Annotated in this window: 10 protein-coding genes, 1 tRNA gene and 3 rRNA genes; 13 read left to right on the forward strand and 1 reads right to left on the reverse strand. The window is 63.7% G+C overall.

Annotated features, from left to right (window positions below):
* Nucleotides 1–134 precede the first annotated feature (134 nt).
* From NMQ09_RS05780 to NMQ09_RS05820, 9 genes are all read left to right on the forward strand, one after another.
* Nucleotides 135–1382: a LeuA family protein gene (locus tag NMQ09_RS05780; RefSeq protein ID WP_345781292.1), complete on the forward strand. Its 1248-nt coding sequence runs from the start codon at nucleotides 135–137 to the stop codon at nucleotides 1380–1382.
* Nucleotides 1383–1698: 316 nt separating this feature from the next.
* Nucleotides 1699–3480: a biosynthetic-type acetolactate synthase large subunit gene (ilvB, locus tag NMQ09_RS05785; RefSeq protein WP_255193493.1), complete on the forward strand. Its 1782-nt coding sequence runs from the start codon at nucleotides 1699–1701 to the stop codon at nucleotides 3478–3480.
* Entirely contained in the window at nucleotides 3477–4139 is a 663-nt protein-coding gene (gene ilvN / locus NMQ09_RS05790) for an acetolactate synthase small subunit (protein WP_255193494.1), read from the forward strand. Before ilvB ends, ilvN begins: the two co-directional genes overlap by 4 nt.
* Nucleotides 4132–5187 carry a ketol-acid reductoisomerase gene (gene ilvC, locus NMQ09_RS05795; protein ID WP_255193495.1) on the forward strand — a complete coding sequence of 352 codons (1056 nt, stop codon included), beginning with the start codon at nucleotides 4132–4134 and terminating at the stop codon, nucleotides 5185–5187. Before ilvN ends, ilvC begins: the two co-directional genes overlap by 8 nt.
* Nucleotides 5187–5468 carry a DUF7989 family protein gene (locus NMQ09_RS05800; protein WP_255193496.1) on the forward strand — a complete coding sequence of 94 codons (282 nt, stop codon included), beginning with the start codon at nucleotides 5187–5189 and terminating at the stop codon, nucleotides 5466–5468. The genes ilvC and NMQ09_RS05800 overlap by 1 nt, the downstream gene beginning before the upstream one ends.
* Entirely contained in the window at nucleotides 5465–6883 is a 1419-nt protein-coding gene (gene leuC / locus NMQ09_RS05805; RefSeq protein WP_255193497.1) for a 3-isopropylmalate dehydratase large subunit, read from the forward strand. Before NMQ09_RS05800 ends, leuC begins: the two co-directional genes overlap by 4 nt.
* Complete coding sequence (gene leuD / locus NMQ09_RS05810) at nucleotides 6880–7506, forward strand: 3-isopropylmalate dehydratase small subunit (RefSeq protein WP_255193498.1); 627 nt, start codon at nucleotides 6880–6882, stop codon at nucleotides 7504–7506. The genes leuC and leuD overlap by 4 nt, the downstream gene beginning before the upstream one ends.
* Complete coding sequence (locus tag NMQ09_RS05815) at nucleotides 7503–8489, forward strand: isocitrate/isopropylmalate dehydrogenase family protein (RefSeq protein ID WP_255193499.1); 987 nt, start codon at nucleotides 7503–7505, stop codon at nucleotides 8487–8489. The genes leuD and NMQ09_RS05815 overlap by 4 nt, the downstream gene beginning before the upstream one ends.
* 43 nt (nucleotides 8490–8532) lie before the next feature.
* Entirely contained in the window at nucleotides 8533–9594 is a 1062-nt protein-coding gene (locus NMQ09_RS05820) for an alpha/beta fold hydrolase (RefSeq protein WP_255193500.1), read from the forward strand.
* A 1-nt stretch (nucleotide 9595) separates the two neighbouring features.
* On the opposite strand, the gene NMQ09_RS05825 is transcribed toward NMQ09_RS05820, so the two are convergent.
* Nucleotides 9596–10066, reverse strand: coding sequence for an 8-oxo-dGTP diphosphatase (locus NMQ09_RS05825; protein WP_255193501.1), 471 nt, complete (start codon nucleotides 10064–10066; stop codon nucleotides 9596–9598).
* Nucleotides 10067–10441: 375 nt separating this feature from the next.
* On the opposite strand from NMQ09_RS05825, the gene NMQ09_RS05830 reads away from it, so the two are divergent.
* The 4 genes from NMQ09_RS05830 to rrf all read left to right on the forward strand — a co-directional run bounded on the left by NMQ09_RS05830 (nucleotide 10442) and on the right by rrf (nucleotide 15490).
* Nucleotides 10442–11914, forward strand: a 16S ribosomal RNA gene (locus NMQ09_RS05830).
* A gap of 136 nt (nucleotides 11915–12050) precedes the next feature.
* A tRNA-Ala gene (locus tag NMQ09_RS05835) sits at nucleotides 12051–12122 on the forward strand.
* A gap of 201 nt (nucleotides 12123–12323) precedes the next feature.
* A 23S ribosomal RNA gene (locus NMQ09_RS05840) occupies nucleotides 12324–15244 on the forward strand.
* A gap of 124 nt (nucleotides 15245–15368) precedes the next feature.
* Nucleotides 15369–15490, forward strand: a 5S ribosomal RNA gene (gene rrf / locus NMQ09_RS05845).
* Together the 16S, 23S and 5S rRNA genes with 1 tRNA gene alongside form the textbook arrangement of a ribosomal RNA operon.
* Nucleotides 15491–15622 lie beyond the last annotated feature (132 nt).

Raw genomic sequence — 15622 nt, forward strand, 5'->3', positions numbered from 1 at the left:
TCACACTGGACGAATAGAATGTGTATAATTACCTAATAGCTGTTTATGTCGTGCGATTTCCGAACTGGGGTCACGGTTGCGATGGCGAGCTGCCCTCGATCGGCTGTCGCAGCGCCAGTTTTATATATCACCCCGTGCCTCGAGTCTCGATACAATGTCTTCACCAGACACTGCCGGCTCTGATACCAGTCAGGGCGGTCGAGTTCTTCCAGGGCACGTTAGATTCCACTGAAGAGATCGAAACGGCACGAGTCTTCGATACCACGCTGCGGGACGGCGAACAGTCCCCGGGCACGTCGTTTTCCTACGAAGATAAACGACAGATAGCCGCCGTGCTGGACGAGATGGGCACCCACGTCATCGAGGCCGGGTTCCCCGTCAACTCCGACGCGGAGTTCGAGGCGGTGCGCGACATCGCCGAGAGCACGTCCTCGACGACCTGCGGGCTGGCCCGCGTCGTCGACGGGGACATCGAAGCGGCACTGGATTCTGGCGTCGAGATGGTGCACACGTTCGTGAGCACCAGCGACGTCCAGATCGAGGACTCGATGCACGCCACGCGAGAGGAAGTTGTACAGCGAGCAGTCGAGTCGGTCGAGCGCATCGTCGAGGCGGGAGCGATCTGCATGTTCTCGCCGATGGATGCGACGCGCACGGACGAGGCGTTCCTGATCGAGGTGATCGAAGCGGTCACCGAGGCCGGAACCGACTGGATCAACATTCCGGACACCTGTGGCGTCGCCACGCCGCGTCGGTACTACGACCTGATCGAGAAGGTCTGTGCACACACCGACGCGCGGATCGACGTCCACACCCACGACGACTTCGGGCTGGCGACCGCGAACGCCCTCTCGGGGATCGAAGCCGGCGCCGCCCAGGCGCAGGTCTCGGTCAACTCGATCGGCGAGCGCGCGGGCAACGCCGCTTACGAGGAGTTCGTGATGGCCGTCGAGTCGCTCTACCAGGCCGACACCGGCATCGACACGACGCGCATCAGCGAACTGTCCCAGCTCGTCGAAGCCAAAAGCGGCATGGACGTTCCCGGGAACAAACCCGTCGTCGGCACGAACGCGTTCTCCCACGAGAGCGGCATCCACGCCGCTGGCGTCATCGAGAACTCCGATACGTTCGAGCCGGGCGTGATGACCCCCGAGATGATCGGCGCCCGGCGCCGACTCGTCCTGGGCAAACACACGGGTACCCACTCCGTCCGAAAGCGCTTGGAGGAGCAGGGCTTTGCCCCCTCCGACGACGAGGTCCGCGCGGTCACCCGCCGCGTCAAGGATTACGGCGCAGAAAAGCGCGACGTGACGGTCACAGACCTCGAGCGCTTCGCCGAGGACGAGGACGTCACGCGCCAGCAAGAGGAGGTGCGCGCCTGAGTATGTGCCTCCCGTTTTCTCCCGGCGGCGAGCACCCGCTGTCGAAGCGACGGGAGGCGCGGCTGCCCGTCCGCTCTCGAAAACGTTATAATGGGAGCGAACGCTATCGAGCATATAATGACGCGACGCGTCGCATCGCCGGCTCGCACGGCCGACAGCGACGCCGTCGCGACGCTCATTATTGTAGGGGCTGCCTAGCCCCTATACCCTCCTCTCCCCGACCCGGATCCGCACCGTTTTCCGAGCGACCAGTTCACCCCCAGATGACACGACACCGTATGCAAAGGCGCTGGCGAGACCCAGCGAGGAGAGACCGATGAGCGAACGCGCCGCACCGATCACCCGAGAGACCGACGAACAGCCCGCCGAGACGCGACCGGACGACTCGAGCACCGAGACCGACCGACCGCCGGTCACGACCGGCGCCGAGGCGGTCGTCCGCACGCTCGAGAACGCGGGCGTCGAGTACGCCTTCGGCGTCCAGGGCGGGGCGATCATGCCCGTCTACGACGCGCTGTACGACTCGGAGATCTACCACGTAACGATGGCCCACGAGCAGGGGGCGGCTCACGCCGCCGACGCCTACGGCATCGTCTCGGGCGAACCGGGACTCTGTCTGGCGACGTCGGGGCCGGGGGCGACGAATCTCGTCACCGGCATCGCGGACGCCGACATGGATTCGGACCCGATGCTCGCGCTGACGGGCCAGGTCCCGACGGCGTTCGTCGGGAACGACGCCTTCCAGGAGACCGATACCACGGGCGTCACGGCGCCGATCACCAAAGACAACACGTTCTCGAGCGACTCGGCGCGAGTCGGCCAGGACGTCGCCGAGGCGTTCGCACTCGCCCGCGAGGGCCGGCCCGGACCGACGCTGGTCGACCTCCCGAAGGACGTGACCAACGGCGAGACCGACCGCGTTCCGGACGAGCTGACGCCACCCGACACCTACGAGGTGCAAGAGGAGGCCGACCCCGAGATCGTTCGGGACGCGGCCCGACGGATCGAGGCGTCCAGCCGACCCGTCATGCTGCTCGGTGGCGGCGTCATCAAAGCCGACGCCGCCGAGGAGTGTCGCGCGTTCGCCATCGAACACGAGATTCCGGTCATCACGACGATGCCCGGCCTCGGCTCGTTCCCCGAGGACCACGACCTCTCCCTCGAGATGGCGGGGATGCACGGCACGGGCTACGCGAACATGGCCATCTCACTGTGTGACACGCTGATCGGCGTCGGGACCCGGTTCGACGACCGCCTGACCGGCGGCATCGAGACGTTCGCCCCGGACGCCGAGGTCATCCACGTCGACATCGACCCGGCCGAGATCAGCAAGAACATCCACGCGGAGTACCCGCTGGTCGGGGATGCCGCGACCGTGATGGAGCAACTCGCCGACGAAGTCGACGCCTCGCCCGAGGCCAAAAAGTGGCGCGCCCAGTGTCAGCAGTGGAAGTCGGAGTACTCGATGGCCTACCAGGCACCCGAGGACGAACCGGTCAAACCGCAGTTCGTCGTCGAGGCCTTAGACGAGGCCACGAGCGACCAGGCGATCGTGACCACCGGCGTCGGCCAGCACCAGATGTGGGCCTGCCAGTACTGGACGTACACGGAACCCCGGACCTGGGTCTCGAGTCACGGACTCGGGACGATGGGCTACGGCGTGCCGGCCGCGATCGGCGCCCGACTCGCCGCCGACGACGACCAGGAGGTCGTCTGCATCGACGGCGACGCCTCGTTCCTGATGACGATCCAGGAACTGTCGGTGGCCGTTCGCGAAAACATGGACATCACCGTCGCCGTGCTCAACAACGAGTACATCGGCATGGTTCGCCAGTGGCAGGACGCCTTCTTCGAGGGCCGCCACTCGGCGTCGGAGTACGGCTGGTGTCCGGAGTTCGACAAGCTCGCCGAAGCGTTCGGCGCAAAGGGCTTCCGGATCGACGAGTACGACGAGGTCGCCGACACGATCGAGGCCGCACTCGCCTACGACGGCCCCTCGGTGATCGACGTCCACATCGATCCCAGAGAGAACGTCTACCCGATGGTGCCGAGCGGCGGCGACAACAGCCAGTTCGCACTGACGGAGGACCAGCTATGACGTACGGACTCGAGGGACCCGCACCCGAGGATCGACCGGCGCCACAGGGACGACGAACCCCACAGGGGATTCGAATCGACCCCGAGGTCGAAGCCGAACACGAGCCCCGACGGACGGTGATCTCTGCGCTCGTGAAACACGAACCCGGCGTGCTCTCTGACGTCTCGGGGCTGTTCTCGAGACGGCAGTTCAACATCGAGAGCCTGACCGTCGGGCCGACCGAAGACGAGAGCCAGGCGCGGATCACGCTCGTCGTCGAAGAGCCCGACCCGGGGATCGCGCAGGTGAAAAAGCAGCTGCGAAAGCTGATCCCCGTGATCTCGGTTCGTGAGCTCCCCGGCGACGCGATGCGCCGGGAACTCGCGCTGATCAAGGTGAACGCGACGCAACCCGACCGGGTCGCCGCCGTCGCCGACATGTACGGCGCGAAAGCCGTCGACGCCAGCCCGGAGACCGCGACGTTCGAGATCACCGGCAGCCGCCAGAAGATCGACGCCGCGATCGAGACGTTCGGCCAGTTCGGCATCCGCGAACTGTCGCGGACGGGCACGACCGCGCTCGCCCGGGACACCGAGGACACCGCCTCGGAAGCGCCGGTCGAACAGCAGGTGAATCGCCAGCAGACTACTTCCCCACACCCAACAGCAAACGATGACTGACGCAGACTTCACGACCGACATCTACTACGACGACGACGCAGACGAATCGCTCCTCGCAGACGTGACGGTAGCCGTTCTCGGCTACGGTAGCCAGGGCCACGCCCACGCACAGAACCTCGCCGACAGCGGGGTCGACGTGATCGTCGGGCTGCGTGAGGACTCTTCGACGCGTGCGGCGGTGAACGAAGACGGCCTCGAGGTCGCCACCCCCGCCGAGGCCGCCGCACAGGCCGAGTACGTCTCCGTGCTCGTGCCGGACACGATCCAGCCGGCGGTGTTCGAGGAGATCAAACCCCACCTCGAGGACGGAAACACGCTCCAGTTCGCCCACGGCTTCAACATCCACTACAACCAGATCGCGCCGCCGGAGAACGTCGACGTGACGATGATCGCGCCCAAGTCGCCCGGCCACCTCGTCCGACGCAACTACGAGAGCGGCGAGGGGACGCCGGGGCTGCTCGCGGTCTACCAGGATGCGACCGGCGAGGCGAAGCCGAAGGCGCTGGCGTACGGGAAGGCGATCGGCTGCACCCGCGCGGGCGTCGTCGAGACGACGTTCCGCGAGGAGACCGAGACCGACCTCTTCGGCGAACAGGCCGTCCTCTGTGGTGGCATCGCCGAACTCATCAAGGCCGGCTACGAGACGCTCGTCGAGGCGGGCTACTCCCCGGAGATGGCCTACTTCGAGTGTCTCAACGAGATGAAGCTCATCGTCGACCTGATGTATGAGGGCGGCATCGGCGCGATGTACGACTCCGTCAGCGACACGGCCGAGTACGGCGGACTGACCCGCGGACGGGCCGTCGTCGACGATCACGCACGCGAGAACATGAGAGAGATCCTCGCCGAGGTCCAGAACGGCGAGTTCGCTCGCGAGTGGATCGCCGAGAACCAGGCGAACCGGCCGGTCTACACCCAGCTTCGCGAGGCCGAGAAGGCCCACGAGGTCGAAGCCGTCGGCGAACGGCTCCGCGCGCTGTTCGCCTGGGCCGAAGAACCGGAGGAAGAATCGGAAGACGACGAACGAACGCGCGTCCAGGCAGACTGATGACAGAGGACACCACACGGAACCGAGAGCCGATGAAAGCGATCAGCCACGCGAACCCCTACACCGGCGAGACGCTCGGGCAGGTGTTTAGCCGTGGCCCGATCGTCGCCGCCGACGGCGGTCACGATCCGTCGCGATCGAACGCGCAGTCGGCGGGGACGACGGCCGCCGACGACCCCCGGCCGACCCGAACGATGAAAGACGTCAGCCACACCCCACCACACGACGCCGACGACGCGAACCGCGTCTTCGAGCGGGGACCGGTAGCGGAGGACGAATGAGCGAGGGAACGCTGTACGACAAGGTCTGGGATCGCCACAAGGTGACGACCCTGCCGACCGGACAGGATCAGCTGTTCGTCGGCCTCCACCTCATCCACGAGGTCACGAGCCCACAGGCGTTCGGGATGCTCGAGGAACGCGACCTCGAGGTCGCCTATCCCGACCTCACGCACGCGACGGTCGACCACATCCTGCCGACCTCGAGCACCGAGCGGCCCTACAGCGACGAGGCCGCCGAAGAGATGATGTCCGCACTCGAGCGGAACGTCCGCGAGGCGGGGATCGACTTCTCGCACCCGGAGACGGGCGAGCAGGGGATCGTTCACGTCATCGGCCCGGAGCTGGGGCTGACCCAGCCGGGGATGACGATCGTCTGCGGTGACAGCCACACGAGCACCCACGGCGCGTTCGGCGCGCTCGCGTTCGGGATCGGGACGAGCCAGATCCGGGACGTGCTCGCGACGGGCACCGTCGCCATGGAGAAGCTGAAGGTCCGCCGAATCGAGGTCAACGGCGAACTCGGCGAGGGCGTCGAGGCCAAAGACGTCATCCTCGAGATCATCCGCCGGCTCGGCGTCGAGGGCGGCGTCGGCTACGTCTACGAGTACGCCGGCGACGCCATCGAGAACATGGACATGGAAGGTCGCATGTCGATCTGTAACATGTCGATCGAGGGCGGCGCCCGCGCCGGCTACGTCAACCCCGACGAGACCACCTACGAGTGGCTCGAGGGCCGCGACGAGGTCCCCGAGGGCGAGGCATTCGAGGAGCGCAAGGCGTACTGGGAGTCGATCCGCTCGGACGCCGACGCGGCGTACGACGACGTCGTCGAGATCGACGCGAACGAACTCGAGCCCGTCGTCACCTGGGGCACCACGCCAGGACAGGGCGTCGGCGTCACCGAGCCGATCCCGGACCCCGACGACCTGCCCGCTGACAAACAGGCGACGGCTCGACGCGCCCAGGAACACATGCGCGTCGAGCCCGGCGAGACGATGGAAGGATACCCGATCGACGTCGCGTTCATCGGCTCGTGTACGAACGCGCGCCTGCCGGACCTCCGGCGAGCCGCGCGGATCGTCAAGGGTCGGGAGGTCCACCCGGACGTCCGCGCGATGGTCGTCCCCGGCAGCCAGCAGGTCAAAGCCGCCGCCGAGGAAGAAGGCCTCGACGAGATCTTCACCGAGGCCGGCTTCGACTGGCGCGGTGCCGGCTGTTCGATGTGTCTGGGAATGAACGAGGACCAGCTCGAGGGCGACGAGGCGTCGGCCTCCTCCTCGAACCGGAACTTCGTCGGCCGACAGGGGAGCAAGGACGGTCGCACCGTCTTGATGAACCCGCGGATGGTCGCCGCGGCGGCGATCCACGGCGAGGTCACTGACGTCCGCGAACTCGAGGAGGTGACGCTGGCATGAGCGACGAGGTCGAGATTCCGAGCGTCGAGGAGGCTTCGGGCACCGGCGTCGCGATCCGCGGCAACGACATCGACACCGACCAGATCATCCCGGCCCGATTCATGAAGGTCGTCACCTTCGACGGCCTCGGGCAGTTCGCCTTCTTCGACCAGCGGTTCACTGAAGACGACGAGCAAAAAGCCCACCCGATGAACGAGCCAGCCCACCAGGACGCCTCGGTGATGGTCGTCAACGCCAACTTCGGCTGTGGCTCCTCGCGCGAACACGCCCCGCAGGCGCTGATGCGCTGGGGGATCGACGCGGTGATCGGCGAGTCGTTCGCCGAGATCTTCGCGGGGAACTGCCTCGCACTCGGCATCCCGACGGTCACGGCCGACACCGAAACGATCGAGGCGCTCCAGGACTGGGTCGAGGCGAACCCCGACGGTGAACTCGAGATCGACGTCGCCGAAGAGACGGTCACCTACGACGGGACGTCGATCGACGTCGAGGTCGACGACGCCCAGCGAAAGGCGCTCGTCGAGGGCGTCTGGGACACCACGGCGCTGATGAAATCGAACGCGCAGGCGGTCGAGGAAACCGCCGAGTCGCTGCCGTACGTGGAGGACGGGAAGCGCGTATGAGTTACGAGCTCACCGTCATCCCCGGCGATGGTATCGGCCAGGAGGTCGTCCCAGCGGCGATTCGGGTCCTCGAGACCCTCGACGTCGACTTCGAGTTCCACGAGGCCGACGCGGGCGACCACGTGAACGCAGAAACTGGCGAGGCGCTCCCCCAGGAGACGTACGAGCTCGCCGCGTCGACGGACGCGACGCTGTTCGGTGCCGCGGGCGAGACGGCCGCCGACGTCATCCTCCCGCTGCGCGAAGCCGTCGGCTCGTTCGTCAACGTCCGCCCCGCGAAAGCCTACCCCGGCGTCGAGGCCGTCCGCCCCGAGACGGATCTGGTCTTCCTCCGGGAGAACACCGAAGGCGTCTACTCTGGCCACGAGGATCGCCTCACGGAAGACGTTTCGACGCTCACCCGCGTCGTTACGGAGTCGGCCTCCCGACAGCTCGCCGAGTACGCCTGTGAGTTCGTCGACGAGCGCGAGACCGACGGCTTCACCGTCGTCCACAAGGCGAACGTGATGCGCGAGACTGACGGCCTCTTTCGTGACACCGTCACGGCGGTCGCCGACGACCACGGCGTCGAGACCGACGAGGTACTGATGGACGCGTTCGCGACCCACGTCTGTCTCGACCCCGAACAGTTCGACGTCGTCGTCTGTCCGAACCTCGCAGGAGACGTCCTCTCTGATCTCGCCGCGGGGCTCGTCGGCGGCCTCGGCCTCCTGCCGAGCGCGAACGTTGGCCCCGACCGCGGGCTGTTCGAGCCCGTCCACGGCACCGCACCCGACATCGCGGGCGAAGGGATGGCCAACCCGGCCGCAGCGATTCTCTCGGCCGCTTTGATGGTCGAGTATCTCGGCCACGACGAGGAGGGTGCAGCCGTCCGGACCGCCGTCGAGGACGTCCTCGAGAACGGCCCTCGGACGCCCGACCTCGGTGGCGACGCCTCGACGGAGGACGTGACGAGCGCGGTCGTCGATCGACTCTCGAACTGATTCTCGCCGGAGGATTTTACTCGCGGTCGTCGTACGGGGTGACATGCCTCGCGACGACACGCTCTCCGGCGTCGACTCCCGACTCGTTTCGACCGACCGCCTCGAGACGCACGTCCTCGAGTCCGGTGATCGAGACGGCCAGCCGATCGCCTTCTTACACGGCAACGTCTCCTCCTCGCGGTTCTGGGAGGATTCCCTCGCTGCTCTCGACGACGAGTACTACGCGCTCGCCCCGGACTTGCGCGGCTACGGCGACAGCGAGACGAAATCGGTCGATGCTACGCAGGGACTCGGAGACTTCTCCGCGGACCTCGCGGCACTGCTCGAGGAACTCGAACTCGAGGCACCGATAACGCTCGTCGGCTGGTCGAACGGCGGCGGCGTGGCGATGGACTACACCATCTCCGCTCCCGGGCTGGTCGACGCCCTCGTGCTCGTCAACCCGCTCTCGCCGTACGGCTTCGGCGGGACGAAAGACGTCGACGGAACGCCGTGTTTCCCGGATTACGCTGGCTCCGGCGGCGGTGTCGCCACCGACGACTTCGTCGACGCTCTCGCCGACCGCGTTCGGGAGGACGACGTGCCGGGGGCGCCGCGAACGGTCCTGCGCTCGTTCTACGTCGACCCGACCTACGACTTCGATCCCGCGCGCGAGGAGTCGTACCTGTCCGGGATGCTCGACACCGCCACCGGTGAGGGAAACTACCCGGGGTCGGCGGTCGAGAGCGAACACTGGCCCGGCGTCGCCCCTGGCGAGACGGGCGTGAACAACGCCATTTCGCCGAAGTACTGCGACCTCACCGGCCTCGTCGAGATCGAGCCCAAACCACCAATTCGCTGGCTCCGCGGCGCGAACGACGCCATCATCTCGAACGAGTCGCTGTTCGACGTCGGCACGCTCGGCCGGATGGACGAACTTCCCGGCTGGCCCGGCGACGACGTCTTCCCACCCCAGCCGATGGTCGACCAGACGCGCGCCGTGCTCAAGTCCTACGCCGACGCTGGCGGCGAGTACGACGAGGTCGTCCTCCAGGGCGTCGGCCACACCCCTCACGTCGAGGTTCCCGGGGAGTTTCGCAACCAGCTCGCGGCCGTCCTCGAGTGAGCTACAGCGCGTCCCACTCGAGGTCGTGGCCGACGAACGTCGCTTCGTCGAGCGGCCGCCCACCCTCGAAGTGAAACTCGCCGACGACAGTCTCGCCCTCGAGGACGCCCGGCAGCCAGAGGCGATCGTCCTCCCACATCCGGTCGTAGGGGACCTCCTCGATCGGAATCCACTCGGGGCGCGCCTCGGGTGAGGCCGTCGGCTCGCCCGCGAACTCGTCGGTTCGAAAAACGTGACAGACCGTGTGGACCGCACCGTCGAGGGTGAACGTCAGCTCGCCAGCGCGCTCGAGGTCGGACACCTCGAGCCCGACCTCCTCGCGGACTTCGCGTTTCGCACACTCGAGCGGCGTCTCGCCGTCCTCGAGCTTTCCACCGGGGCCGTTGTACCAGCCTGCACCGAGTCCGCGGCGCTTCTCGATCAACAGCACTTCGTCGTCGCGAACGACGAAACACAGTGTCGCTTCGATCATTGGACGGGGTTCGGACGCCACCGAATAAAACGTCTCGACGTACGCGTGTGCGCGCGAACGACCACGACGGTGTCCGTCCTCGAGTGGAGACCTCTATACTGGACAATATAACAATTGATGGCTGGTGAGAGTCAGTAGCAGTGGACGATCGATTAAGAGGACTTAAGTACTACCCGGCGACTATGATTGAATGAAGACGAAGTGAGGATCCCTCCCCTGCGGTCTTCCGTACAGAAGGGATCTGATGTTAGCCTCGACAGTTCGGTGACGCCCAATCGGTCGATCGATTCGGTCGTCGTCGAACGCGGACCCAACATTACGTGTGAGTATTACGATATTCACCGCCAACACCTCCCTCCATCCGGAGGGAATAGCATTCCGGTTGATCCTGCCGGAGGTCATTGCTATTGGAGTTCGATTTAGCCATGCTAGTCGTACGAACTTAGATTCGTGGCGAATAGCTCAGTAACACGTGGCCAAACTACCCTGTCGAGCGGCATAACCTCGGGAAACTGAGGCTAATTCCGCATACGGCTCGATGCCTGGAACTGGCTCGAGCTCGAAACGCTACGGCGCGACAGGATGTGGCTGCGGCCGATTAGGTAGACGGTGGGGTAACGGCCCACCGTGCCGATAATCGGTACGGGTTGTGAGAGCAAGAGCCCGGAGACGGTATCTGAGACAAGATACCGGGCCCTACGGGGCGCAGCAGGCGCGAAACCTTTACACTGCACGACAGTGCGATAAGGGGACTCCAAGTGCGAGGGCATACAGTCCTCGCTTTTTCCGACCGTAAGGTGGTCGGCGAATAAGGGCTGGGCAAGACCGGTGCCAGCCGCCGCGGTAATACCGGCAGCCCGAGTGATGACCGCTATTATTGGGCCTAAAGCGTCCGTAGCCGGCCAAGTAAGTCCGTCGGGAAATCCGCGCGCCTAACGCGCGGGCGTCCGGTGGAAACTGCCTGGCTTGGGACCGGAAGATCCAGAGGGTACGTCTGGGGTAGGAGTGAAATCCTGTAATCCTGGACGGACCACCGGTGGCGAAAGCGCTCTGGAAGGACGGATCCGACGGTGAGGGACGAAAGCTAGGGTCACGAACCGGATTAGATACCCGGGTAGTCCTAGCCGTAAACGATGTCTGCTAGGTGTGGCACAGGCTACGAGCCTGTGCTGTGCCGTAGGGAAGCCGTGAAGCAGACCGCCTGGGAAGTACGTCCGCAAGGATGAAACTTAAAGGAATTGGCGGGGGAGCACTACAACCGGAGGAGCCTGCGGTTTAATTGGACTCAACGCCGGACATCTCACCAGCACCGACAGTATGCTGTGAAGCTCAGTGTGACGAGCTTAGTGGAGCTACTGAGAGGAGGTGCATGGCCGCCGTCAGCTCGTACCGTGAGGCGTCCTGTTAAGTCAGGCAACGAGCGAGACCCGCATCCTTAATTGCCAGCATCGACGTGAGTCGGATGGGTACATTAGGGAGACTGCCAGTGCCAAACTGGAGGAAGGAACGGGCAACGGTAGGTCAGTATGCCCCGAATGTGCTGGGCGACACGCGGGCTACAATGGCCGAGACAGTGGGATGCCACCCCGAAAGGGGGCGCTAATCTCCGAAACTCGGTCGTAGTTCGGATTGTGGGCTGAAACTCGCCCACATGAAGCTGGATTCGGTAGTAATCGCGCCTCAGCAAGGCGCGGTGAATACGTCCCTGCTCCTTGCACACACCGCCCGTCAAAGCACCCGAGTGAGGTCCGGATGAGGCCTGGATTCCCAGGTCGAATCTGGGCTTCGCAAGGGGGCTTAAGTCGTAACAAGGTAGCCGTAGGGGAATCTGCGGCTGGATCACCTCCACAGAACGGGACCACCCCGACGAGGGTGGCCCACCACGTCCGCGTCCGACCGACCGCCGATCAGGCCGATCGGGCACCTTTGAACTGTCGAGGCTAACGTTTACTCTCCGTCCCAGCTCCGATGCTGGAACGGGGATGGGCCCATAGCTCAGTGGGAGAGTGCCTCCTTTGCAAGGAGGATGCCCTGGGTTCGAATCCCAGTGGGTCCATGACACGGTGCGATCGAACCGTGCCCCTTAAGTGGGGGACGGCGCTACGATCAAACCGGAAGAAACCGATGCACCACCCCGCGCAAGTGCGGGTGGGAAGGGTCAATGCACGCTGCGTCTACAGCGCTGCAAATGAGACCGTGTGTACGTGTAGTCCAGGCGTCCACTGGACCCGTTCCCGGGTCACAATTACAGATCCGACGAACGTGGCTACTGTGCCAGCTGGTGGATCGCTCGGCTCGAGAGCCGACAAAGGACGTGCCAAGCTGCGATAAGCCTGAGGGACCCGCATGGAGGGGAAGAACTCAGGATCTCCGAATGGGAATCCCCACAGCAATTGCCTTGCGCAATGGGGAACGCCGGAAATTGAAACATCTCAGTACCGGCAGGAAAAGAAAGCAAACGCGATGTCGTTAGTAACGGCGAGTGAACCCGACGCAGTCCAAACCGAAGCCCTCACGGGCAATGTGGTGTTCGGACTGACTCTCATCATCAGAAAACCTGCAAGAAGTCTTCTGGAACGGAGCGCGATACAGGGTGACAGCCCCGTATTGCAGGCGAGTACGATGTGCGTCAGCTCCAGAGTAACGGGGGTTGGATTTCCCTCGTGAATCTCGCGGGCATCGACCGCGAAGACTAAACACTCCTCGAGACCGATAGCGAACAAGTAGCGTGAGCGAACGCTGAAAACCACCCCAAAAAGGGAGGTGAAATAGTGCGTGAAATCAGTTGGCGATAGAGCGACGGGGCTTACAAGGCCCTGAGAGAAATGACCCAGGTGCGAACCTGCAGTAAGAATCTCAGGGAGCCGAAGTTCCGTCGTACGTTTTGAAAAACGAACCAGGGAGTGTGCCTGATTGGCGAGTCTAACCCGAGTATCGGGGAAGGCATAGGGAAACCGACATGGCCGCAGCGCTTTGCGTGAGGGCCGCCGTCTTCAAGGGCGGGGAGTCAATCGGGCACAACCCGAAACCGGGCGATCTAGGCGTGGGCAGGGTGAAGCGTGCCGAAAGGCACGTGGAGGCCCGTTAGCGTTGGTGTCCTACAATACCCTCGCGTGATCTGCGTCTAGGGGTGAAAGGCCCATCGAGCTCGGAAACAGCTGGTTCCAACCGAAACATGTCGAAGCATGACCTCCACCGAGGTAGTCTGTGGGGTAGAGCGACGGATTGGGAGATCGGACTCCGAGAGGAGTTCGCCTCGCTGTCCAACTCCGAACCTACAGACGCCGTTGACGTGGGGAGTCCGGTGCGCGGGGTAAGCCTGTGTACCGTGAGGGAGACAACCCAGAGCTGGGTTAAGGTCCCCAAGTGTGGACTAAGTGCGATCGAAGGTGGTCTCGAGCCCTAGACAGCCGGGAGGTGAGCTTAGAAGCAGCTACCCTCTAAGAAAAGCGTAACAGCTTACCGGCCGATGGTTCGAGGCGCCGAAAATGATCGGGGCTCAAGTCCACCACCGAGACCTGGCGGCACACTTTCGAGTGTGATCCCGTAGGTTGGCGTTCCGTTCGGGTGGAAGCACGGCCGAGAGGTCGTGTGGACCGTGCGGAAACGAAAATCCTGGTCAAAGTAGCAGCGTGAGTCGGGTGAGAACCCCGACGGCCGAACGAGTAAGGGTTCCTCAGCAATGCTTATCAGCTGAGGGTTAGCCGGTCCTAAATCAGTCCGTAACTCGAGACTGTTGAAAGGGAGATAGGTTAATATTCCTATGCCAGTGTGCAGTAAAAGTCGACGCTTTGGGGCCGCCCAGGCCGGGCCATCGCCCGGTAGAACCATCGAAATCCGTGGAAACCGTAATGGTACGAAGCGGATGAATGGTGGGATATCGCAAGCTGGGTCAACCTAGAGCCCGTGAAAAGACGAGCACACTGTCCGTACCGAGAACCGACACAGGTACTCGTGGCGGCGAAAGCCAAGGTCTGTCGGGAGCAACCGACGTTAGGGAATTCGGCAAGTTAGTCCCGTACCTTCGGAAGAAGGGATGCCTGCCGCGGAAAGCGGCAGGCCGCAGTGACTCGGGCGCTCCGACTGTCTAGTAACAACACAGGTGACTGCAAATCTGCAAAGACGAGTACAGTCACTGAATCCTGCCCAGTGCAGGTATCTGAACACCCCGTACAAGGGGACGAAGGACCTGTTAACGGCGGGGGTAACTATGACCCTCTTAAGGTAGCGTAGTACCTTGCCGCTTCAGTAGCGGCTTGCATGAATGGATCAACGAGAGCGCCACTGTCCCAACGTTGGGCCCGGTGAACTGTACGTTCCAGTGCGGAGTCTGGAGACCCCCAAGGGGAAGCGAAGACCCTATAGAGCTTTACTGCAGGCTGTCGCTGAGACATGGCCGCCATTGTGCAGCATAGGTAGAAGACATTACACAGGTACCCGCGCCAGCGGGCCACCGAGTCATCCTTGAAATACTACCCGATGGTGACTGTGACTCTCACTCCTGGCGGAGGACACCGGTAGCCGGGCAGTTTGACTGGGGCGGTACGCGCTTGAAAAGATATCGAGCGCGCCCCAAGGTTCCCTCATCCGGGACGGAGACCCGGAAGAGAGCGCAAGAGCATACGGGAGCCTGACAGTGTCCGGCACAACAACGGACGCTGACGCGAAAGCGTGGTCTAGCGAACCAATTAGCCTGCTTGATGCGGGCAATTGCTGACAGAAAAGCTACCTTAGGGATAACAGAGTCGTCACCCGCAAGAGCACATATCGACCGGGTGGCTTGCTACCTCGATGTCGGTTCCCTCCATCCTGCCCGTGCAGAAGCGGGCAAGGGTGAGGTTGTTCGCCTATTAAAGGAGGTCGTGAGCTGGGTTTAGACCGTCGTGAGACAGGTCGGCTGCTATCTATTGGGGGTGTTATGGTTCCTGACGGGAACGTTCGTATAGTACGAGAGGAACTACGAATGGGTGCCACTGGTGTACCGGTTGTTCGAAAGAGCACGTGCCGGGCAGCTACGCACCACGGGGTAAGAGCTGAACGCATCTAAGCTCGAAACCCACCTGGAAAAGAGGAGCCACCGAGATCACTCGTAGAAGACGAGTTCGATAGACTCGGGGTGTACGCACCGAGGCAACGAGGTGTTGAGCCCGCGAGCACTAACCGATCGAGCCACTAATCATATTCATGGATCTGCACTGTGACCCGTTTGAACGGGTCCAGGCGCAAACTGGACTACACGTAACATACGGTTTCAGACCACCGACGTTGGACGAAATCGCGGTTCGAGTCCGCGAGTCGGCGTTAAGGCGGCCACAGCGGCGGGGTTCCTCCCGTACCCATCCCGAACACGGCAGATAAGCCCGCCTGCGTACCGGCCAGTACTGGAGTGGGAGACCCTCTGGGAACGTCGGTTCGTCGCCTCCACTCATACTATCATCACCCCCCGAGAGCAACCGCTCCGGGGGGTGGCTGTATTTACGGACGGCCCGATCAGGGCCGTCCTGTCGTCCCCGCCCACCCTCGAGAGACGTCTCTCCGCCGTCCGTTCTTATCACA

The organism is Natronobeatus ordinarius (assembly GCF_024362485.1).
In the GTDB taxonomy this organism is placed as follows: domain Archaea; phylum Halobacteriota; class Halobacteria; order Halobacteriales; family Natrialbaceae; genus Natronobeatus; species Natronobeatus ordinarius.